19 protein-coding genes are annotated in these 20,427 nt (G+C 68.0%); 9 read left to right on the forward strand and 10 right to left on the reverse strand.

The window, feature by feature from the left end:
• The 8 genes from DIE21_RS22710 to DIE21_RS22745 form a co-directional block, all read left to right on the forward strand.
• Positions 1-483: aminotransferase class III-fold pyridoxal phosphate-dependent enzyme (locus DIE21_RS22710; RefSeq protein WP_124499825.1), on the forward strand; the 483-nt coding region annotated here is incomplete at its 5' end.
• Between the two features lie 73 nt (positions 484-556).
• Entirely contained in the window at positions 557-1,672 is a 1,116-nt protein-coding gene (locus DIE21_RS22715; protein ID WP_124499826.1) for a polyamine ABC transporter substrate-binding protein, read from the forward strand.
• A 190-nt stretch (positions 1,673-1,862) separates the two neighbouring features.
• Complete coding sequence (locus DIE21_RS22720) at positions 1,863-3,017, forward strand: ABC transporter ATP-binding protein (RefSeq protein ID WP_124499827.1); 1,155 nt, start codon at positions 1,863-1,865, stop codon at positions 3,015-3,017.
• 10 nt (positions 3,018-3,027) lie between these two features.
• The gene (locus DIE21_RS22725; RefSeq protein WP_124499924.1) at positions 3,028-4,014 is read left to right on the forward strand and encodes an ABC transporter permease subunit; all 987 of its coding nucleotides are present in this window, start codon (positions 3,028-3,030) and stop codon (positions 4,012-4,014) included.
• Positions 4,011-4,850 carry an ABC transporter permease subunit gene (locus tag DIE21_RS22730; protein ID WP_124499828.1) on the forward strand — a complete coding sequence of 280 codons (840 nt, stop codon included), beginning with the start codon at positions 4,011-4,013 and terminating at the stop codon, positions 4,848-4,850. Before DIE21_RS22725 ends, DIE21_RS22730 begins: the two co-directional genes overlap by 4 nt.
• A gap of 101 nt (positions 4,851-4,951) precedes the next feature.
• A complete protein-coding gene (locus DIE21_RS22735; RefSeq protein ID WP_124499829.1) occupies positions 4,952-6,526 on the forward strand; it encodes a DUF3138 family protein in 1,575 nt (524 codons plus the stop codon).
• Positions 6,527-6,638: 112 nt separating this feature from the next.
• The gene (locus DIE21_RS22740) at positions 6,639-7,943 is read left to right on the forward strand and encodes an FAD-binding oxidoreductase (RefSeq protein ID WP_124499830.1); all 1,305 of its coding nucleotides are present in this window, start codon (positions 6,639-6,641) and stop codon (positions 7,941-7,943) included.
• A gap of 25 nt (positions 7,944-7,968) precedes the next feature.
• The gene (locus DIE21_RS22745; protein ID WP_124499831.1) at positions 7,969-9,270 is read left to right on the forward strand and encodes an FAD-binding oxidoreductase; all 1,302 of its coding nucleotides are present in this window, start codon (positions 7,969-7,971) and stop codon (positions 9,268-9,270) included.
• A 165-nt stretch (positions 9,271-9,435) separates the two neighbouring features.
• Here the strand turns inward: DIE21_RS22745 and DIE21_RS22750 are convergent, their stop codons facing one another.
• From DIE21_RS22750 to DIE21_RS22785, 8 genes are all read right to left on the reverse strand, one after another.
• Positions 9,436-10,101 (reverse strand): DUF799 domain-containing protein, encoded by a 666-nt coding sequence (locus tag DIE21_RS22750; protein WP_124499832.1) that lies wholly within the window; start codon positions 10,099-10,101, stop codon positions 9,436-9,438.
• Between the two features lie 8 nt (positions 10,102-10,109).
• Positions 10,110-10,538: a DUF4810 domain-containing protein gene (locus DIE21_RS22755; protein ID WP_124499833.1), complete on the reverse strand. Its 429-nt coding sequence runs from the start codon at positions 10,536-10,538 to the stop codon at positions 10,110-10,112.
• A gap of 84 nt (positions 10,539-10,622) precedes the next feature.
• Positions 10,623-11,300, reverse strand: coding sequence for a CsgG/HfaB family protein (locus tag DIE21_RS22760; RefSeq protein ID WP_124499834.1), 678 nt, complete (start codon positions 11,298-11,300; stop codon positions 10,623-10,625).
• 443 nt (positions 11,301-11,743) lie between these two features.
• Positions 11,744-13,099 (reverse strand): glutathione-disulfide reductase, encoded by a 1,356-nt coding sequence (gene gor, locus DIE21_RS22765; RefSeq protein ID WP_124499835.1) that lies wholly within the window; start codon positions 13,097-13,099, stop codon positions 11,744-11,746.
• Positions 13,100-13,341: 242 nt separating this feature from the next.
• Positions 13,342-13,566 carry a hypothetical protein gene (locus DIE21_RS22770; protein ID WP_124499836.1) on the reverse strand — a complete coding sequence of 75 codons (225 nt, stop codon included), beginning with the start codon at positions 13,564-13,566 and terminating at the stop codon, positions 13,342-13,344.
• A 374-nt stretch (positions 13,567-13,940) separates the two neighbouring features.
• Positions 13,941-15,062 carry a porin gene (locus DIE21_RS22775; RefSeq protein ID WP_124499837.1) on the reverse strand — a complete coding sequence of 374 codons (1,122 nt, stop codon included), beginning with the start codon at positions 15,060-15,062 and terminating at the stop codon, positions 13,941-13,943.
• 415 nt (positions 15,063-15,477) lie between these two features.
• Positions 15,478-16,005 carry a chromate transporter gene (locus DIE21_RS22780; protein ID WP_124499838.1) on the reverse strand — a complete coding sequence of 176 codons (528 nt, stop codon included), beginning with the start codon at positions 16,003-16,005 and terminating at the stop codon, positions 15,478-15,480.
• Positions 16,002-16,616, reverse strand: a complete 615-nt coding sequence (locus tag DIE21_RS22785) for a chromate transporter (RefSeq protein ID WP_124499839.1) — start codon at positions 16,614-16,616, stop codon at positions 16,002-16,004. Before DIE21_RS22785 ends, DIE21_RS22780 begins: the two co-directional genes overlap by 4 nt.
• Positions 16,617-16,712: 96 nt before the next feature.
• Here DIE21_RS22785 and DIE21_RS22790 point away from each other — a divergent pair, with 96 nt between their 5' ends.
• Positions 16,713-17,597, forward strand: a complete 885-nt coding sequence (locus DIE21_RS22790) for a transcriptional regulator GcvA (protein ID WP_124499840.1) — start codon at positions 16,713-16,715, stop codon at positions 17,595-17,597.
• Between the two features lie 40 nt (positions 17,598-17,637).
• Here DIE21_RS22790 and DIE21_RS22795 read toward each other — a convergent pair whose 3' ends face one another.
• Both DIE21_RS22795 and flgL read right to left on the reverse strand, forming a co-directional pair.
• The gene (locus tag DIE21_RS22795) at positions 17,638-18,942 is read right to left on the reverse strand and encodes a solute carrier family 23 protein (RefSeq protein WP_124499841.1); all 1,305 of its coding nucleotides are present in this window, start codon (positions 18,940-18,942) and stop codon (positions 17,638-17,640) included.
• A gap of 239 nt (positions 18,943-19,181) precedes the next feature.
• Positions 19,182-20,423, reverse strand: coding sequence for a flagellar hook-associated protein FlgL (gene flgL, locus DIE21_RS22800; protein WP_124499842.1), 1,242 nt, complete (start codon positions 20,421-20,423; stop codon positions 19,182-19,184).
• Positions 20,424-20,427 lie beyond the last annotated feature (4 nt).

The following is a 20,427-nucleotide window of genomic DNA, read 5'->3' on the forward strand; positions in this document are numbered from 1 at the left end:
ATGGGCGCGGTCGGCATTCACGAGCGCATCGCGCGCCCGATCATCGACCACGGCGAATTCAATCACGGCCTCACGTACTCGGGCCACCCGGTCGCGGCGGCGGTTGCGGTCGCGAACCTGAAGCTGCTGCGCGACGAAGGAATCGTCGAGCGCGTGAAGCACGATACGGGCCCGTACTTCCAGGCGCTGATGCGCGAAACCTTCGCGCGTCACCCGATCGTCGGCGAAGTGCACGGCCATGGGATGGTCGCGAGCCTGCAGCTCGCCGAAGCGCCAGCCGAACGCCGGCGCTTCGCGAACGGCGGCGACGTCGGCACGATCTGCCGCGACTTCTGCTTCAACGGCAACCTGATCATGCGTGCGACCGGCGACCGGATGCTGCTGTCGCCGCCGCTCGTGATCTCGCGCCAGGAAATCGATGAACTCGTATCGAAGGCGAAGACGGCCGTCGATGCGACCGCCCGGCAACTGGGCCTTTCGTAACGACATTGCCTACAGGCGTGCGGCGGGCGCCGCACGCCACCCGCACGCCACCATCATCCAGGGGAATTCCACCATGCGTTCCAGCTTTCTTCGCCAGGCCTGTTCCGTCGCGGCCCTTGCCGCTGCTGCCGCGTTCACGTCGGTCGCCAGCCCGTCGGCGCATGCCGACGAGTTGAACATCTACAACTGGTCCGACTACATCGCGCCCGACACGATCCCGAACTTCCAGAAACAGACGGGCATCCACGTCAAGTACGACAACTACGACAGCGACGACACGCTGCAGGCGAAGCTGCTGGCGGGCAGCTCGGGCTACGACATCGTCGTGCCGACGTCGAACTACATGGCCAAGCAGATCCAGGCCGGCGTGTATCAGAAGCTCGACAAGTCGAAGATCCCGAACCTCGCGAACCTCGATCCGCTGCTGATGAAGATGATCTCGGATGCCGACCCGGGCAACCAGTACGGCGTTCCGTGGGCCTACGGCACGGACGGCATCGGCTACAACGCGCAGGCGGTGAAGAAGGTGCTCGGCGACAAGGCGCCCGTCGACAGCTGGGCGCTGGTGTTCGATCCGGCCAACATGGAAAAGCTGAAGAGCTGCGGCGTGTCGTTCCTCGACCAGGCCGTCGACGTGTTCGCGGCCACGCTGCAGTACATGGGCAAGGATCCGAACAGCAAGAATCCCGGCGACTACCAGGCCGCGTTCGAAGTCCTGAAGAAAGTCCGCCCGTACATCACCCAGTTCAACTCGTCCGGCTACATCAACGACCTCGCGAACAACGACGTGTGCGTCGCGCTCGGCTGGTCCGGCGACATCGGCATCGCGCACCGCCGCTCGTCGGAAGCGAAGCGCGCGTACGACATCAAGTTCGCGAACCCGAAGGAAGGCGGCTTGCTGTGGTTCGACGTGATGGTGATCCCGAAGGATGCACCGCACCCCGAGGCCGCGCTGAAGTGGATCAACTACGTGTCCGACGCGAAGGTCAACGCGGCGATCACCAACACGGTGTTCTACCCGACCGCGAACAAGGCCGCGCATCAGTTCGTCACGCCGGCCGTCGCGCAGGACCCGACCGTCTACCCGCCCGAGGACGTGCTGAAGAAGATGGTGCTGATGAAGCCGATGCCGGCCGACATCCTGCGCCTCGAGAACCGTCTGTGGGCGCAACTGAAGACGGGCCACTGATCACGAACCATCACGGCGGCGCAGGCATCCGCTGAACGCCTGCCCGCCCGGGATCCGCGGACGTACCGTCCGCCCGCGCGCACCGCGCGCCCTGTTCCATCCGGCACGAGCCGTTGTCCGCGAGTCGCGTTGCGCGCCTCGCGCGGGGACGCTCACGCCTGCAATCCGTGAAGAACGAATGGTGACTCCCATGCAATCGATACCCTCTTCCGCTGCCGCACGCCAGACCCAACCGGCCGCCGTGGCCCGCTCCAGGAACGACGCCTTCGTGCGCATCGAAAACGTCGTGAAGAAGTTCGGCGACAGCACGGCCGTCGACAACGTGAACCTGACGATCGCGAAGAACGAGCTGTTCGCGCTGCTCGGCAGCTCGGGCTGCGGCAAGTCGACGCTGCTGCGCATGCTTGCCGGACTCGAGACGGCCACCTCCGGCAAGATCTTCGTCGACGGCGAAGACCTCGCGTCGCTGCCGCCATACCGCCGCCCGGTGAACATGATGTTCCAGTCGTATGCGTTGTTCCCGCACATGTCGGTCGAGTCGAACGTCGCGTTCGGGCTGAAGCAGGAAGGCACGCCGAAGCACGAAATCAGGGAACGCGTGGCCGACGCGCTCGCGCTCGTGCAGATGAGCAAGTACGCGAAGCGCAAGCCGCACCAGCTGTCCGGCGGCCAGCAGCAGCGCGTGGCGCTCGCCCGCTCGCTCGTCAAGCGCCCGAAGCTCTTGCTGCTCGACGAGCCGATGTCCGCGCTCGACAAGAAGATTCGCCAGAAGACCCAGCTCGAACTCGTGAACATCATCGAGAAGGTCGACGTGACCTGCGTGATGGTCACGCACGACCAGGAAGAGGCGATGACGATGGCGAGCCGCCTCGCGGTGATGAGCGAAGGCAGGATCGTGCAGATCGGCACGCCCGGCGAAGTGTACGAATACCCGAACAGCCGCTTCTCGGCCGAATTCATCGGCTCGACGAACCTGTTCGAAGGACGCGTGGTCGAGGACGAGCCCGATCACATCTTCGTCGAAAGCGACGATCTCGAAGCCCGCATGTACGTGAGCCACGGCGTGACCGGCCCGCTGGGGATGCCGGTCGGCATCTCCGTGCGGCCCGAGCGCGTGCACGTGTCGCGCGACAAACCCGGCTCGCATCACAACTGGGCGCGCGGCGTCGTGACCGACATCGCGTACATGGGCAGCTACTCGCTGTATCACGTGCGCCTGCCGAGCGGCAAGACGGTGGTGTCGAACCTGTCGAGCTCGCACCTGATGCACGACGGTGCGCCGTCGTGGAACGACGACGTGTTCGTGTCGTGGTCGCCGGCCAGCGGCGTCGTGCTGACGCAGTGAGGACGACATGATGAGAACTTCCGCTTCCACTCCGTCCGCGCCGGTGTCGACCGGCGCGGCAAGCGCCGGCGCCGGCCGCACTCGCCGCGGCCGCTTCGCCGCGCTGTCGCGCCTCCTGCCGTCGGGCCGCGGCGTCGCGATCGGCGTGCCGTTCCTGTGGCTCACGATCTTCTTCGCGCTGCCGTTCGTGCTGGTGTTCAAGATCAGCTTCGCCGACCAGGTGATGGGCATCCCGCCCTACACGTCGCTCGTCGCGATCAAGGACGGCGCCGTGCACTTCGCGCTGCAGCTGTCGCACTACGCGTTCCTGCTGCAGGACGACCTGTACATCGCGACCTACCTCAGCTCGCTGAAGATGGCCGCCGTGTCGACGCTGCTGTGTTTGCTGATCGGCTACCCGATGGCGTACTACATCGCCCGCGCCGAACCGGGCCGGCGCAACGTGCTGATGATGGCCGTGATGCTGCCGTTCTGGACCTCGTTCCTGATCCGCGTGTACGCATGGATCGGCATCCTGAAGGACGACGGCCTGCTGAACCACGCGCTGATCGCGCTGGGCATCATCCACACGCCGCTGCGCCTCTATCACAGCGACGCGGGCGTCTACATCGGGATGGTCTATTCGTACCTGCCGTTCATGGTGATGCCGCTCTACGCGCACCTCGTGAAGATGGACCTCACGCTGCTCGAGGCCGCGTACGACCTCGGGGCGAAGCCGTGGGTCGCGTTCACGCGCATCACGCTGCCGCTGTCGAAGAACGGGATCATCGCCGGCAGCCTGCTGGTGTTCATCCCGGCGGTCGGCGAGTACGTGATTCCCGAGCTGCTCGGCGGTGCCGACACGCTGATGATCGGCCGCGTGATGTGGGATGAATTCTTCAACAACATGGACTGGCCGATGGCGTCCGCGGTGACGGTCGCGATGGTGCTGCTGTTGCTGGTGCCGATGGCGCTGTTCCAGTACTACCAGGTCAAGGAACTGGAGGAAGCGAAATGATCAAGCCGAGCAAACCGCTGTCGACGGGCGTTCTCGCCTTCGGCTTCCTGTTCCTGTACATCCCGATCATCAGCCTGGTCGTGTACTCGTTCAACGAGTCGAAGCTGGTGACGGTGTGGTCGGGCTTCTCGCTGAAGTGGTATGCGGCGCTGTGGCAGGACGACGAGCTGCTGGGCGCCGCATGGCTGTCGCTGAAGATCGGCCTGCTGACGGCCACCGCGTCGGTCGTGATCGGCACGTGGGCCGGCTTCGTGCTCGCGCGCTTCGGCCGCTTCAAGGGCTTCACGCTGTACACCGGGATGATCAACGCGCCGCTGGTGATTCCGGAGGTGATCCAGGGGATCTCGCTGCTGCTGCTGTTCGTCGCGCTGGAGCAGATGTTCGGCTGGCCGAAGGGGCGCGGGATGGTGACGATCTGGATCGGTCACGTGATGCTGTGCGTGTCGTACGTGGCGATCATCGTGCAGTCGCGCGTGAAGGAGATGAACAAGTCGCTCGAGGAAGCGGCGCTCGACCTGGGCGCGACGCCGCTGAAGGTGTTCTTCGTGGTGACGCTGCCGCTGATCTCGCAGGCGCTGCTGTCGGGCTGGCTGCTGTCGTTCACGCTGTCGATCGACGACCTGGTGCTGTCGGCGTTCCTGTCGGGCCCGGGCTCGACGACGCTGCCGCTGGTGGTGTTCTCACGCGTGCGGCTCGGGCTGAACCCTGAGATGAACGCGCTGGCGACGCTGTTCATCACGGCCGTGACGATCGGCGTGATCGTCGTGAACCAGATGATGATCGCGCGCGAACGGCGCCGGGTGGCCGACATGAAGGCGGCGTTCGCGGCGGCCTGACGCTCCGCTTCCCTTTCCCTCGATAACAAGATCCGCGCGCCGCGCGATGCGGCGCGCCAACCGAGCACACATTGACAGGCACACGACAAGGAGAATCCGCAATGAAGAAGAAACTGATCTGCCTGCTGGTGGCCGGCGCGTTGCCGGGCATCGCGCTGGCCGACTCGACCTCCGCAGAAATCAAGGCACTGCAGGCGCAGGTCGCCGCGCTGCAGAAGCAGATGAAGGCCATGCAGGCGCAGCTTGCCGCGAAGCCGGGCGGCGCGCCGGTCGCGCAGGCCGGCGCGACGGCCGCGGCCAGGCCGGTGATCGTGGCCGCCGATCCGTCCTCGCCGGACTACGGCCGCGCGCAGGCCGCGCTGACCAACGACGAAGTCAGCGAAATGAAGCAGCAGATCGCGAACCAGCAGCTGAAGGTCGACTCGCTGACCGATGCGGCCAGCACCGGGCCGCTCGCGGGCCTGTCGGTGACGGGCTACATCGACCCGACCTACATCTACAACCGCGCGGCCGGCACGTCGTCGTTCCTGTTCGCGAACCACGAGAACGCGTACAACTACTTCAACAGCACGTTCGGCGACCTGTACCTCGACATCAAGAAGACCTTCGGCGTCGGCCCGATGGCGCCGTCGGCCGAGATCACGCTGATGCCGAACCGCGGCAACGGCATCACGCTGCTGCAGAACTCGCGCGGCTCGATCACCGACAACCTGCTGAACACCGCGGTCGTCAACGTGCCGATCAGCGCGTCGACGACGCTCGTCGCTGGCCTGATCCCGAGCTTCGGCGGCTACGAGGTGCAGCAGTCGAACCAGATGCTCACGCTCACGCACAACCTGCTGTACGACTTCTCCGATCCGGGCAGCTACGTCGGCGCGGGCGCGAACTACACGAAGGGCAACTGGGCGTGGAAGTTCTTCGTCGGCAACGAGCAGTACCGCACGTACGGCTCGGTCACGCAGACGGGCACCAACGCGCTCGGCGATCCGATCACGACCAGCAACAAGGTGCCGACCTTCACCGCGCGCGCGGACTATACGTGGTCGAGCGCGCTCGACATCGGCGGCTCGATCAACATCGGCCGCCAGACGCTGGCCAGCGCGATCGACGATCAGGGCAACGTGCATTACGGCCCGGGCGGCGCCGCGCCGAAAGCGTACGGCACGTTCTTCTTCGGCGAAATCGACGCGACCTACACGCTGGCCGACATCCAGTACAACGCCGAGCTCGACTACGGCCAGCAGCAGCATGCGGCGTACAACGGCGGGCTTGCGCAGTGGTACGGCCTGTCGCTGCTCGCGCACCGCAAGTTCAACGCGCCGGTGGTCGGCCGCATGGGCGTGACGCTGCGCTACGACGCGCTCGTGAACAGCAAGAACGGCGGCGGCGGCGGCGGCATCGCGCTGAACGGCAACGGGATGGATCCGTACAACGGCTTCGGCATCGATGCGGACTGCCGCGCGACGTCGCAGGCGAACGGCGGCCTGGGCTTCGAGTGCAAGGGGGCCGTGCGTCAGGACGTCGCGCTCGACCTGCTGTTCTATCCGACCCAGCAGATCACCGTGAAGGTCGAATACCGGCACGACTGGGCGAACAACAAGGTGTTCCTGCGGAACGACGGTTCGTACGGCAAGTCCAACGACCTGCTCGCGACGCAGTTCATCTACTCGTTCTGATGCAGGCCGCGCGGGACGCCGTGCCACAAGCATGGCGTCCCGCGCCGTTTCACCCGGCCGGCTCGCGGTGCGTCGCGCACCGTCGCCTGCCGTCTTCGAGGGAGCCGGATTGATGACGCAGTCTTTCACCCGCCGCGCCGATGCGCTCGCGCGCGACTCGTACTACGAAGCGACTGCCGCGCGGCCAGTGGTCGACGACCGCGTGCTGGAGGACGCGATCGACGTCGACGTGTGCGTGATCGGCGCGGGCTTCGCGGGCCTGTCGACGGCACTCGAGTGCCGTGCGCGCGGGTTGTCGGTCGCCGTGATCGACGCGCACCGGCCCGGCTGGGGCGCATCGGGCCGCAACGGCGGCCAGGCGATCACGGGCTTCGCGAAGGACGAGGTGATCGAGCGGCAGCTCGGCGCCGCCGGTGCACGCGCCGCATGGTCGCTGTCGCTCGACGGCGTCGCGCTGATCGCCGAGCGGATCGCCCGCTACGGGATCGACTGCGACTTCACGCGCGGCTACCTGACGGTCGCGACGAAGCCGCGCCGCGTCGACGACCTGCGCGCATGGATGGATGCCGCGAGCTCGCGCTGGGGCCATCCGTCGCTGTCGTGGCTCGACACCGGCGCGATCCGCGCGCGCATCGCGTCGCCCCGCTATCTGGCGGGTGTCTACGATCCGCTGTCGGGCCACCTGCATCCGCTCAAGTATTGCCTCGGCCTCGCCGATGCCGCGCGCCGCGAAGGCGTCGCGCTCCATGCGCATACGCCCGCGCTCAACGTCGTGCGCGGCGCACGGCCGGTCGTGCGCACGCCGTCGGGCGAAGTGCGCTGCCGCTTCGTCGTGTCGTGCTGCAACGCCGGCCCCGGCGGCATCCTGCCGGCCGCGACCGCCGCGCGCATCGCACCGATCGCGTCGTACATCATCGCGACCGAACCGCTCGGCCGCGCGCGCGCCGATGCGCTGATCGCGCGGCGCGAAGCCGTGTGCGACAACAACTTCTTCCTCGACTACTTCCGATTGTCGGCCGACCACCGGATGCTGTTCGGCGGCCGCGCGAATGCCGCGGGGGCATCGCCCGACACGCTCGCCGACACGATCCGGCAGCGCATGGCCGGCGTGTTCCCGCAGCTCGCCGACGTGCGCGTCGACCACGCGTGGGGCGGCTTCGTCGACGTCACGCGCAATCGCGCACCGGACTTCGGCGCGCTCGATCCGAACTTCTTCTACGTCCAGGGCTTCAGCGGACACGGCGTCGCGCTGACCGGGATCGCCGGGCGCACGATCGCCGGCGCGATCGCGGGCGACACGCGCGCATTCGACCTGTTCGCGCAACTGCGTCACCGGCGCTTTCCCGGCGGCAACGCGTGGCGGCAGCCCGCGCTCGAACTCGGGATGCTGTACCACCGCGTGCGCGAGCTGTTCTGAGTCCCATTCCTTTGCCATCCTGACCATGCAAACCTTCGCCAACCAGCCGCACGTCGCGTCGTACTACGCGGCGACCGCCAACGATACGACCCGCCATGCGCCGCTCGCCGGCGCGACCGACGCCGACGTGTGCGTGATCGGCGCGGGCCTCACCGGTTTGTCCGCCGCGCTCAACCTCGCCGAGCGCGGCCATTCGGTGACCGTGCTCGAGGCGTCGCGGGTCGGATGGGCGGCGAGCGGGCGCAACGGCGGGCAGCTGATCGGCGGCTTCGCGTGCGACATCGATACGTTCGGCAACTTCATGCCGGAAGGCGACGTGAAGCGGATCTGGGAGATGGGGCTCGAAACGCTGTCGCTCGTGAAGTCGCGCATCGCGCGGCACGACATCGACTGCGCGCTCGTGCCCGGCTACCTGAGCGCCGCGAACACCGAGCGCGACGCGGATGCGCTGAAGCGCTGGCGCGACGAGGCCGCGAAGCGCTTCGGCTACGACCGCTTCCATTTCGTCGAAGCGGATGCGCTCGGCGACTTCGTGCAGTCGGCGCGCTATCGCGGCGGCCTGTACGACCCCGACAGCGGCCACCTGCACCCGCTGAACTACACGCTCGGGCTCGCGCGCGCGGCGGTCGACGCCGGCGTGCGGATCCACGAGGACAGCTGCGTGACGCGCGTGCGGGACGTCACGGGCGGCCACGTCGTCGAGACCGGCCAGGGGCAGGTGCGCGCGCGCTTCGTCGTGCTCGCGTGCAACACCTACGTCGGCACGCTCGCGCCCGCGCTGTCGAGGAAGATCATGCCGGTCGGCACCTACGTGATCGCGACCGAGCCGCTCGGCGAAGCGCGCGCCGCCGCGCTGATGCCCGCGCGCGCGGCGGTCTGCGACAGCCGCTTCGTGCTCGACTATTTCCGGCCGGCGCCCGATACGCGGCTCGTGTGGGGCGGCAAGGTCAGCTATTCGACGCGGCCGCCGCGCAATCTCGCCGATGCGATGCGCGCGGACATGCTGAAGACGTTCCCGCAGCTCGCGGACGTGAAGGTCGACTACGCATGGGGCGGCTTCGTCGACATCACGATGAACCGCGCGCCGCATTTCGGGCGCGTGGCGCCGACGATGTATTTCGCGCAGGGCTTCTCGGGGCACGGCGTGAACACGACCGCGCTCGCGGGCAAGCTGATCGCCGAGGCAATCGACGGCCAGGCGAGCCGCTTCGACCTGTTCGGCAAGATCCGGCATCGCGACTTCCCCGGCGGCGCGACGCTGCGCACGCCGGCGCTGGTGCTCGCGATGAGCTGGTACCGGCTGCTCGACGCGTTCGGTATGCATTGAACGCCATCCCGGTGCGGTGCGGTGCGCTGCAAGTGTCGAACGCACGCCACACGCCAGTTCAAGACAGAAACGGCCGCGCAACAAGCGCGGCCGTTCGATCGGATCGCATGACGTCGGTGCGGCGGGCGAATTCCGCGCCCGCGCGCCGCGCACGACATGCGCCGCTCAGTCCGTCCCGTACTTCGGCGAATGCGGGCCGTACAGCAGCCCGTTGGGCGGGCCGGCCGACAGCAGCCGCGTGCTGGTGAAGGCGGCGACGTTGTGGCTTTGATCCATCAGCGTGTTCGCGATCTGCTTGACCGCGGCCGTCACGAGCATGCCGATCAGGCCGCCACCGCCGCTGTTGCCGCCTTCGTCGCTGCTCGCGCTTGCCTGGCCCTGCCACAGCACGTCGCCGGTACGCAGGTCGACGAGCTTCGCCGACGCCGACACGACCGATGCGCTTGCAAGGATCCGGTAGACGGTGCCGTACTGCGACACCTTCGAATACAGCGCGGCATCCGCACCGAAGATCTCGCGCAGCTTCGCGGGCGACGTCTGCTGGATCTCGGCCGCGTTGGTCAGGCCGTTCTGCTTGAAGGTCTCGTCCATCACGGCGACCGGCACCACGTAGTAGCCGGATTCGGCGAGCGGCAGCGTCATCTGCGACAGCATCCCGTAGGTCGCCGTCACGTCGGACGTCTCGTTGACGGGCGGCAGCACGAGGATCGAGCGCGGCTGGCTCTTCTTGAACGCCGTGTAGTCGGGTCGTTTCACCGGCTGCGCGCACGCGCTCAGCAGCGCGACGAGCGACAGCACGGACATCAGCTTGAATGAGAGTGTCTTGAACATGGCGGGCGTCACGGTTTGGCGGTGGGCGGGGCGGGATCCTTCTGGCCGGCGATCGCCTGGTCGGCCGTCTTCTGATCCGCGCTCTTCGGCGCACCGGACTTCTTCTTCAGCAGGAAATCCATGTAGGTCGACGATTCCGGAAACAACTGCTTCTCGGCCTGCAGTTCCTGTTCGGCCTGCTGCTCGTTGCCGACGCTCGCGTACAGCATCCCCAGATGCGCGTGGAAGCCCGGCGGCGGCGTATGGCCCTTCGCGCGGATCTCCTGCAGCGCCTTTTCGAGCGCGTCGATCTGCTCCTGCGGCCCGCTCTGCCCCTTGAAGTATTCGTACACCTGCGGCTGATAGCCGGTCCACTGATACAGCGGCGGCGTGGAGCTCGCGCAGCCGGCGAGCAGCAAGGCGGCGGCGGTTGCCGGCAGCCAGTTACCCCGTTTCATGGTCTGTTCTCTTTTTTGATGTCGTGGTGAATCGGTCCAGCGCGGCGCCGGACCCGGCGCGCGCTGCGGCATGCGCTGCGACGCTTACTGCGGCGCCTTCAGCGTGCCGGCGTCGACCTGGTCGACGAGATGGTTGACGGCTTCCTGGATCGCGAGGTCCAGTACCTTGCCGTTGAGCGTCGAGTCGTAGCCGGCGGTGCCGCCGAAGCCGATCACTTCGCGGTTCGACAGGCTGAACTCGCCCGCGCCCTGGCTCGATGCGACAACTTCCGACGTCGTCGTGTCGACGATGTTCAGGTTGACCTTCGCATACGCGACCTGCGTCTTGCCGCGACCGAGAATGCCGAACAGCTGGTGATCGCCGACGTCCTTGCGGCCGAATTCGGTCACGTCGCCGGTCACGACGTAGTTCGCGCCCTTCACGGCCTGCGCCTTCTTCATGAAGCCGGCTTCCTGCTTGATCTCGTCGAGGTTCTCGCGATCGAGCACATTGAAGCGGCGGCTCTGCTGCAGGCGCGTGACGAGGATCGTCTTCGCCTGTCCGCCGAGGCGGTCGATGCCGTCCGAGAAGATGCCGCGCATATAGCTCGAGCGGTTGTCGAACTTGCCGACCGCGATCGCGACGGGCTTGCCCGCATACGGCTTCTGCGCGCTGCTCACGGCCGGCACGTCGAGCGTGCGCGACGATTCGGTCGCGCAGCCGGACAGCGCCGCGACGAGCGCCGCCGCAGCGAGAACGGTGCGTCGTGTCTGATTGTTCACTGCTGGTCTCCTTGCGTGAAAAGATTGCCCGAAACGGGCACGCCGGCTCACTGACGAACCGGCGGTCGATGCGGTGATCGAAACGACCGGGGCGCGCATCGGCGCGCGCGACTTCATCGCCCGGATGGCGATGGAGATGGCGGCATGCGAAGGGAAAGTGCGCGCAACGGACGTGTTGCGGCAAGACGCGAACGCGCGGCGCATGGATCGACAACCCCGCGTGCGCCGGCTACCCCGTCATTCTGCTTGCTGCGCTGTTGATCGCGCATGATCGGCCCCGTATATGATTTTGGCCGATCATACCAAGCCTGATTGTCGCGACGGCATTTCTTGAGAAGAATTGACGTTCTTTACGAATCACGGCAAATCCGTGATACGTCCCGCGCCAACGGAGCATGCGCGGAACACCCGCGCCGGCCCGCGAGCCGGCGCGCCGGTTGCAGCTAGCCGGCCACCTTCTGCCGCATCGTCACGAACTCCTCGGCCGCGGTCGGGTGAATGCCGATCGTGTCGTCGAACTGCGCCTTCGTCGCGCCCGCGCGGATCGCGATCGCGATGCCCTGGATGATCTCGCCCGCGTCGCGGCCGACCATGTGCGCGCCGATCACGCGCTGGCTGTCGCGCGCGACCACCAGCTTCATCAGCGTGCGCTCGTCGCGGCCCGACAGCGTGTGGCGCAGCGCCTTGAACGACGTGCGATAGATGTCGAGCTCGCCGTGCACGCGACGCGCATCGGCCTCGGTCAGGCCGACCGTCGCGACCTCGGGCTGGCTGAACACGGCCGACGGCACATAGTCGTGATCGGCCGCGACACGCGACCCGCCGAACAGTGTCCGCGCGAGCAGCGCGCCGTCGCGCGTCGCGACCGGCGTGAGCTGCGGCCGCGACGTCACGTCGCCGATCGCATGGATCGATTCGACCGATGTCGCCGAATACGCATCGACCGCGATCGCGCCGCGCGCGTCGAGCAGCACGCCCGCGCGTTCGAGCCCGAGCCCCTCGACGTTCGGCACGCGGCCGGTCGCATAGAGCACCGCGTCGTACGGCCCGTGCCGCGCATCGCCGACGCGCACGGAGAGCGTGCCGTCGTCCGCGCGCGCGATCGATTCGACCACCGTGCGCGCGTGGATCGCGACGCCCTGCCTGGTCATCTCGTCGGTCAGGAATTGCCGCACGTCGTCGTCGAAGCCGCGCAGGATCTTCTCGCCGCGATAGAACAGGTCGACATGGCTGCCGATGCCGTTGAAGATGCCCGCGAACTCGACCGCGATGTAGCCGCCGCCGACCACCGCGATGCGCTCGGGCAGCGTCGCGAGCGACAGCGCCTCGCGCGACGTGATCGCATGCTCGATGCCGGGCCGCGCCGGAAGCGACGGGCGCGAGCCGGTCGCGATCGCGATGTGGCGCGCGCGGATGGTGCGCGCGCCGATCGCGACCGTATGCGCGTCGACGAGCGTCGCGCGCCCCGCGTGCATCTCGACGCCGGACTGTCGCAGCAGGTTGATGTAGATGTCGCTGAGCCGGTTGATTTCGCGATCCTTCGCGGCGATCAGCGCGGGCCAGTCGAGCGTGCCGGCGCCGAAGGTCCAGCCGAAGCCCTTCGCGTCCTCGAGCTCGTGCGGATAATGCGATGCGTAGACGAGCAGCTTCTTCGGGATGCAGCCGCGCAGCACGCAGGTGCCGCCGATCTGCTCCTCTTCCGCTATCCCGACGCGCGCGCCGTATGACGCCGACATCCGGGCGAGCCTCACGCCGCCGGAGCCGGCCCCGATGACGAACAGGTCGTAGTCGAAATCCATCGCAAGCCCTCATCGCAGTTCGGATGACGGCACGATAGCAAGATTCCGGAATTCGTGCGGAGCGTGGCACCGCGGCGCACGCCCCATAAAAAACGGCGAGAGACGTCGCCTCTCGCCGGTCAAACCAGCTGCCGGGTGTGCCATGCGTCACCGATCGACCACATGCCCGGCCTGCCGGCCGCGCGGCACCGGTCCGCCCGGGCGCGCGAACGGCGCACCCGCGGCGGGACCAGCCGCCATGCTCAGGCCTGCGACGTGTCGCTGCCGTCCGTCGCCTGCGTTTCGTCTGCCTGCTGGGGCTGCTCCTCCTTCTTCTCGAGCATGCCTTCGAGCGCTTCGGCGCCCTTGAAGCCGGCGACGGCCGCCGCCGCCTTGGTCAGCAGGCCCGCATCCGGATCGAGCTTCTCCGCTGCCTCGACGGCCGCCACGGCGCCAGCGATTTCACCCAAGGTGTTCAGAATACCCATCGTCATCCCCTTTGAAGACAATCGTGAGCGCATCGTCCCACGAAAAAAACCGGCAGACCGTGCTTGTCATCACCGGATACACAAGTTACGCACCGCGCCGGCCGCCCGCGAAAACGCGCGCCGGAACGACGCCCGCGCGGGCGTTGCGGCACACCGCGGACCCTGCACGCAGCGTAGCGGAATCGCTTCGCGCGCACTGTCAAAGTATGTTCCGGATTGCCGACGGAACCCTTACGGGCGGGACGTTCCCGATCGAGCGATCGCTGAATGGTCGTCCGCGCGCATGAAGTTCGCGTGACGAAAAAAAAGAGGCTCCCGCGGGAGCCTCTTCGATGCGCGCCCTGCCGGGGCCGGCGCACGCGTTGCGACTTTCGTCAGAAGATATTGCGCAGGCCGATCGCGATGCCGGTCTGGTTGCTGCGACCCGGCAGCTCGACGTTCGCCGCGCCGTTCGTCTTGTTGAAGTCGACGGTGCCGTAGACTTCCGTGCGCTTGCTGAGCGCATATTCGGCGATGCCGACGATCGCGTAGCGGTTGCCGCTCGCGAGCGTGCCGTTCGCGGTCATCGCGTTGCGCATGTGGTCGTAGTAGAACGCGCCCGTCAGCGTCAGCGGCGTGCTGACCTGCCAGCTCACGCCCGCGAACGGACCGTCGTCGATCCGGCCCGTGCCCTTCGCGACCGGGATCGACTGCTGCGCGAGCAGGCTGTCGACGAAACCGGTATCGTCCTTCGAGCGCAGGTAGCCCGCATAGACCTTCGCCTTGCTGAACGCATACACCACGTTCGCGTGGTAGATCGTCTGCTTGCGGGCGGAGTTGTCGCTGTTCTGCTGCGCGCCGGCCGCGATGCTGAGCGGGCCCGCCACGTACGACAGCGACACGCCCCATGCATTGCCCTTGCCGAGCGAGCCCGGGATCTGGCCCGAGAAGCCGCCAGCGCCGGTCGATTCGTAGTTGGTGCCCGTCGAGTACATCGCCTTCGCGGTCAGGCCGGCGAACTTGCCGGTGTACTTGATCTGGTTGTCCGCATACAGGCCGCCGCCCAGCGCGACCGGCAGCCACGCGTTTTCGAGGTAGTTGCCGACGGTCAGCGGATCGTAGGTGTCCGACAGCAGGTCGAACAGCGGGGTCTTCTGGCGGCCGAGGGTCACCGTGCCGTACGGGCTCTGCAGGCCGACGTACGCTGCGCGGTTGAACAGGCGGCCGCTGTCGGCGAATGCGCCGTTCTGCAGGTTCACGCCGCTTTCGAGGTTGAACAGGGCCTTCAGGCCGCCGCCGAGGTCTTCCGTGCCGTAGATGCCGAAGCGGCTGTTGGTGATCGCGCCGTTGGTCATCGACAGCAGGCCGTCGTTCTTGGCGTTTGCGTTGGTCAGGTACCGGATGCTGGCGTCGGCGACGCCCCAGAGCGTGACCGAGCTTTGTGCGGCTGCGTACTGGCTGGCGAAGGCCAGGGCCGCGCCCCCTGCGATGGCTGCGAGTCGGGTGGTCTGCTTCATGAGCTTTCCTTTTTGTAGGTGTCTCCAGTCATGGCCGGCCGCGTGCGCAGCCGGGTGGCAATCGCGCACGCTCATGGCGCGCGCGATGTGGGCTGAATCATAAGACGAGTGCGCGCCCTGAAAGAAATTGAAACGCGCGGCAACGCGCGATTGTCGCCCGGGAACAACGCTTCCCGCGCCGGGCTTGCCTCGCGCGGCCGGCGCGGTGCGCGGCGATGCCGGAAAGGAAGGCGGTGCTGCAAGGAGCAAACGCGGAGCGGGCGATGGGCCGTGCGGCGGCGGCCCGGCACGCACGGTCAGGCCGGCCGTGGCGTCACTGCCATCCCCGCGCCGCCACGCACGCCGCACGATCTCCGCGAACGCACCGGCGAGCAGCAGCACGGCGCCCGGCGTCGCCGCGGCATCCGGCCGCTGCTCACTGGCCGATGCCGGTGAGCCCGATCAGCGCGCCGGCCGCGAGCAGCCACAGCGGATGAATGCGCGTGCGCCACGCGAGCATCGCGCATGCGGCGGTGATGCCCCACTGGATCGCCGAACGGTTCGACGCTTCCGAGATCAGCACCGCGCTCGCCGCGACGAGCCCGGCCGTGACCGGCATCAGCCCCTGCTGCACGTAGCGGCGCCACGGCCGGTCGCGAAAGCGCTCCCACGCATGCAGCGCGAGCACGGTGACGATCGACGACGGCCCGAACTTCGCGATCGACGCGACCAGCAGCCCGGACCAGCCGGCCACGTGCCAGCCGACCAGCGACACGATCATCATGTTCGGCCCCGGCGCCGCCTGCGCGAGCGCGAACAGCGCGGTGAACGCGTGCGCGCTCATCCAGTGATGGACGTCGACGACCTGCCGCTGCATCTCCGGCAGGATCGTGTTGCCGCCGCCGAACGCGAGCAGCGACAGCTGGCCGAAGATCGTCGCGATCGCGATCAGCGTGTCGTTCATGACCGGCCTGCGTCGCGCGCGGCGGTACGCTGCGATGCCGGCGCGTCGCGGCGCCGCGACGCGAGCCAGATGCTGACCGGCGTCAGCACCAGCATCGTGGCCAGGAGCGGAATGCGCAGCACCGCGATCGCGACGAACGCGAGCGCCGCGATCGCGGCCGCCGTGCGCGGTGCGTGCAGCAACGGTTTCGCGACCTTCACGGCCATCGCGACCAGCAGGCCCGCGGCCGCGGCGGCGAGCCCGCCGAACAGGTGCTGCACGCGCGGATCGCCCTGCGTCTTCGCATACAGCACGCCGAGCGCGACGACGACGAGCGTCGGGCCCGCGATCAGCCCGAGAATGCCGGCGAACGCGCCCGCGACGCCGCGAAAGCGCATGCCGACGGCGACTGACAGGTTGATCACGTTGCCGCCCGGCAGGAACTGGCACAGGCCGAGCAGATCGGTGAATTCGTCGGCGGACAGCCATTTGCGTTCGTCGACGATCGTGCGCCGCGCGAACGGCAGCGCGCCGCCGAACGACATCAGGCCGAGCGACAGGAAGCCGGTGAACAGCTCGGCGAGGCCGACCCGGCCTGGGGCCGCGGCAGGCGGCGGAGCAACGGATTGCATGGGGCTCCTCATTAAACGGTGCCCCGAGGTTAACGCCGTTCAGGATGCCGGCAAAACGATTTTATCGACACGCCCTTGTGATCTAGAATCACAAGCATGGCACGCGATCTCCCGCCCTTTTCCGCGCTTCGGGCCTTTGAAGCAGCGGCACGACATGAAAGCTTCAGCGCCGCCGGCGACGAGCTCCATGTGACTCACGGTGCCATCAGCCGGCAGATCGCCGGCTTCGAGGCGTGGCTCGGCAAGCCGGTGTTCCACCGCTACGGCAAGCGCGTGAAGCTCACCGACGAGGGCCGCCGTTATCTGGACACCGTTCGCGCCGCGTTCGACAGCATCGCGCTCGCCACCGAGCAGCTGCGCAACACCGGTGCCGCGCGCGTGCTGCGCATCAACGCGCTGCCGACCTTCGCGATGAAATGGCTGCTGCCGCGCCTGTCGCGGTTCCAGCGCGACGTGCCGAACGTCGAGTTGAAGCTGTCCACGTCGAACGCGCCGCTCGACGCGCTCGACGGCTTCGACGTCGCGATCCGCCGCGGCCCCGGCCACTGGCCGAGCTGCACGAGCGGCCACTTCCTCGACGAAAGCGTGATTCCGGTCTGCAGCCCCGCGCTGCTCAAGCGTGCGCCGATCACCCGCGCGGACGATCTCGCACGGCACGTGCTGCTGCATTCGGATACGCGGCCGGAAGGCTGGCGCGACTGGTTCGCGGCGGCCGGCGTGACGATGAAGGGGCGCAAGCGGCAGTCGTTCGACCACTTCTACCTGGCGCTGCAGGCGGCCGTCGACGGGCTGGGCGTCGCGCTCGGCCCGCTGCCGTTGATCGACGACGAGCTCGCGAACGGGCGCCTGGTGATGCCGCTCGACGGGCCGCGCATCGCGACGCGCAGCTACTGGTGGATCGCGCCGCGCGCGCCGGCCGGCGATCCGCTCGTCGCGCAGTTCTGCGCGTGGCTGCAGGCGCAGTCGAATACCGGCGCGTGAGTGCGCACCGGCGGGCGGCATTGCACCGCCCGCTCCCGGGTCAGACCACCGGGCCCGGTTCCTTTTCCTTGCGCAGGATCGCGTACAGGATGATCGCGCCGAAGGTCGCGGTGCCGATCCCGCCGAGCCCGAAGCCGCCGAACTTCAGCGAGAAGTCGCCCGCGCCGAGCACCAGCGTGACGGCCGCGACGATCAGGTTGCGGTTGTCGGAGAAGTCGACCTTGTTGACGACCCAGATCCGCGCGCCCGTCACCGCGATCAGCCCGAACACGACGATCGACACGCCGCCGAGCACCGGGCCCGGAATCGTCTGGATCACCGCGCCGAACTTCGGCGAGAAGCCGAGCCCGATCGCGATCAGCGCGGCGACCGCGAACACCAGCGTCGAATAGATCCGCGTGACCGCCATCACGCCGATGTTCTCCGCGTAGGTGGTCACGCCCGTGCCGCCGACGCTGCCGGACACGATCGTCGCAAGCCCGTCGCCGATGAACGCACGGCCGACGTAGCGGTCGAGGTTGGTCCCCGTCATCGCGCTGACGGCCTTGATGTGGCCGAGGTTCTCCGCGACCAGGATCACCGCGATCGGCGCGAGCATCAGCATCGCGTGCGGATCGAAGACCGGCGCACGGAAGCCCGGCACCCCGAACCACGCGGCGTGCGCGACGATCGCGAAATCGACCGGCTTGCCGAGACCCATCCCGTTGGTCGCGATCGCGTAGATCGCGTAGGCGATCACGAGCCCGACGAGGATCAGCAGGCGCTGCACCATCCCGCGCGCGAACACCGCGACGCCGCCGACGCACAGCACCGTAACGAGCGCCATCACCGAGTCGAAGGTCGATGCCGACACGCCCTTGACCGCGATCGGCGCGAGGTTCAGCCCGATCACCGCGACCACCGCGCCGGTCACGACGGGCGGCATCAGCGTCTCGATCCAGCGCGTGCCGATCGCCTGCACCAGCGCGCCGAGCGCGACGTACACCACACCGCACGCGATGATCCCGCCGAGCGCGACCGGGATGTTCGGGTTCGGGCCGCTGCCGCCGTAGCCCGTCACCGCGATCACGAGGCCGATGAACGCGAAGCTCGAGCCGAGGTAGCTCGGCACGCGGCCGCCGACCAGCACGAAGAACAGCAGCGTGCCGATGCCCGACATGAAGATGCACAGGTTCGGGTCGAAGCCCATCAGCAGCGGCGCGAGCACGGTCGAGCCGAACATCGCGACGACGTGCTGCACGCCCATCGCGACCATCTGCGGCCACGCGAGGCGTTCGTCGGGGCCGACCACGCGCGATGCGCCGGTCGATTGCACCCGCCAGCGCGGGAAGTAGGAATCGGACATGGGGAAAGGGGCTCCTGTCGAACGCCGGCGGCGGACGGTGCGCCGGTCTGGAATCTGGCGCGAGTTTACGGAGCGGAAATGGGGCTGGCAAGCGTGAACCGGCGGCATCACGGCCGAGCCCGCCGGGACGGCACCCGGCCGGCGCGATCGCACGCGCAGGCCGGCCGCGGCCTGCGGCGGCCGGCCTGCATGCCGCGCGACGTAAGCGTGCGCTCACATCGCAGCGGGCGCCGCGGACATCACGGATTGATGTACTGGAACAGCGACAGGTTCTGCAGCTGCACGTAGGCCTTCTGCGCGCCGGTCAGCGCGTTCTGCACCTGCAGGTACTGGCTGATCGTCGTCGTCATGTTGGTGCTGGTCAGGTCCGACAGATTGCTGGTCGTCTGCAGCGACGCGGTCTGGTTGACGGTCTGCATCGCCTTGACTTCCTGCTCGCGGCCGCCGACCGACGCCTGGATCGTCGTCACGTTGCGCATCGTGTTGCCGAGCTTGATCGAGCCCGTCATCAGCGCGTTCGACAGCGCCGCGGCCGCGACCGTGTTGCCGGTCACGGGCGTCTTCAGCGCCGAGATCATCGCGTCGAGCGTCGAGAACACGTCCGCGCCGCCGGTCGCCTGCGGGCCGGGCGCCACGGCGAACGTGTCGCCGGCGGCCGGCGTGCCCGATACCGCGACCGTCATCCCGCCGCCGAGCGCGATCGCCGAGCCCGACGTGTACGCCTGCGCGGGCGTGGTGGTCGGCGGCTTGGCCGAGTTGTCGGTCACCGTGTAGGTCGGCGCGGCGGCCGTGCCGCCGAACGTGATCGAGAACTGATGGCCGTTGGTCGCGGCCGACGGGCTCGTGACGGTGACCGCCGAGATCGCGCCGGTGCCCGTGTTGCCGGCGCCGGCCGACGGCACCGGCGCGCTGCCGAGCGACGGCACCGACATGAACACCGCCGAACCGGTGTCGCCCTGCGCCACGCTGCTCGAATCGCCGATCTGCACCTGGCGCGTGCCCGAGTCGCCGACGTAGCTGACGCTGCCGTTGGGGCTGCTCGTAAACGGCGCCGACGAGTTGTTCAGGCCGGCGAACAGGTAGTTGCCGGCACCGTCGTTCGAGTTCGCGAGCGTCATCAGCTGGTCGCGATAGCCTTGCAGCTGCGTCGCGAGCGCCGAGCGGTCGCTGTCGGACAGCGAGCCGTCGCCGGCGCGCACGACGAGCGTCTGCACGCTGGTCAGCACGCCGCTCACGCTCTGCAGCGCCTGGTCCTCGGCCTGCAGCGACGCGAGCGCCGTGGTCTGGTTGGTCGCGTACTGCGACAGCGTCGCCGAGGTCATCGACAACTGCACGGCCTGCGCCGCGCCGACCGGGTTGTCGGCGGGCGTCTGCAGGCTCACGCCGCTCGCAATCTGCTGGTACAGCTGCGCGAGCTGCGCCTGCTGATCGTTCATCTGGGAAACGTTCAGCTGAAAGAACTGGGCGCTGGAAATTCGCATCGCT

Source organism: Burkholderia sp. Bp9140 (assembly GCF_003853425.1).
Classification (GTDB): Bacteria; Pseudomonadota; Gammaproteobacteria; order Burkholderiales; family Burkholderiaceae; genus Burkholderia.

What these genes read in the sequence shown, in the direction of transcription:
- DIE21_RS22715 (WP_124499826.1), top strand. Translation starts at nt 557, where the DNA reads ATGCGTTCCAGCTTTCTTCGCCAGGCCTGTTCCGTCGCGGCCCTTGCC.
- DIE21_RS22720 (WP_124499827.1), top strand. Translation starts at nt 1,863, where the DNA reads ATGCAATCGATACCCTCTTCCGCTGCCGCACGCCAGACCCAACCGGCC.
- DIE21_RS22725 (WP_124499924.1), top strand. Translation starts at nt 3,028, where the DNA reads ATGAGAACTTCCGCTTCCACTCCGTCCGCGCCGGTGTCGACCGGCGCG.
- DIE21_RS22730 (WP_124499828.1), top strand. Translation starts at nt 4,011, where the DNA reads ATGATCAAGCCGAGCAAACCGCTGTCGACGGGCGTTCTCGCCTTCGGC.
- DIE21_RS22735 (WP_124499829.1), top strand. Translation starts at nt 4,952, where the DNA reads ATGAAGAAGAAACTGATCTGCCTGCTGGTGGCCGGCGCGTTGCCGGGC.
- DIE21_RS22740 (WP_124499830.1), top strand. Translation starts at nt 6,639, where the DNA reads ATGACGCAGTCTTTCACCCGCCGCGCCGATGCGCTCGCGCGCGACTCG.
- DIE21_RS22745 (WP_124499831.1), top strand. Translation starts at nt 7,969, where the DNA reads ATGCAAACCTTCGCCAACCAGCCGCACGTCGCGTCGTACTACGCGGCG.
- DIE21_RS22750 (WP_124499832.1), bottom strand. Translation starts at nt 10,101, where the DNA reads ATGTTCAAGACACTCTCATTCAAGCTGATGTCCGTGCTGTCGCTCGTC.
- DIE21_RS22755 (WP_124499833.1), bottom strand. Translation starts at nt 10,538, where the DNA reads ATGAAACGGGGTAACTGGCTGCCGGCAACCGCCGCCGCCTTGCTGCTC.
- gor (WP_124499835.1), bottom strand. Translation starts at nt 13,099, where the DNA reads ATGGATTTCGACTACGACCTGTTCGTCATCGGGGCCGGCTCCGGCGGC.
- DIE21_RS22770 (WP_124499836.1), bottom strand. Translation starts at nt 13,566, where the DNA reads ATGGGTATTCTGAACACCTTGGGTGAAATCGCTGGCGCCGTGGCGGCC.
- DIE21_RS22775 (WP_124499837.1), bottom strand. Translation starts at nt 15,062, where the DNA reads ATGAAGCAGACCACCCGACTCGCAGCCATCGCAGGGGGCGCGGCCCTG.
- DIE21_RS22780 (WP_124499838.1), bottom strand. Translation starts at nt 16,005, where the DNA reads ATGAACGACACGCTGATCGCGATCGCGACGATCTTCGGCCAGCTGTCG.
- DIE21_RS22785 (WP_124499839.1), bottom strand. Translation starts at nt 16,616, where the DNA reads ATGCAATCCGTTGCTCCGCCGCCTGCCGCGGCCCCAGGCCGGGTCGGC.
- DIE21_RS22790 (WP_124499840.1), top strand. Translation starts at nt 16,713, where the DNA reads ATGGCACGCGATCTCCCGCCCTTTTCCGCGCTTCGGGCCTTTGAAGCA.
- DIE21_RS22795 (WP_124499841.1), bottom strand. Translation starts at nt 18,942, where the DNA reads ATGTCCGATTCCTACTTCCCGCGCTGGCGGGTGCAATCGACCGGCGCA.
- flgL (WP_124499842.1), bottom strand. Translation starts at nt 20,423, where the DNA reads ATGCGAATTTCCAGCGCCCAGTTCTTTCAGCTGAACGTTTCCCAGATG.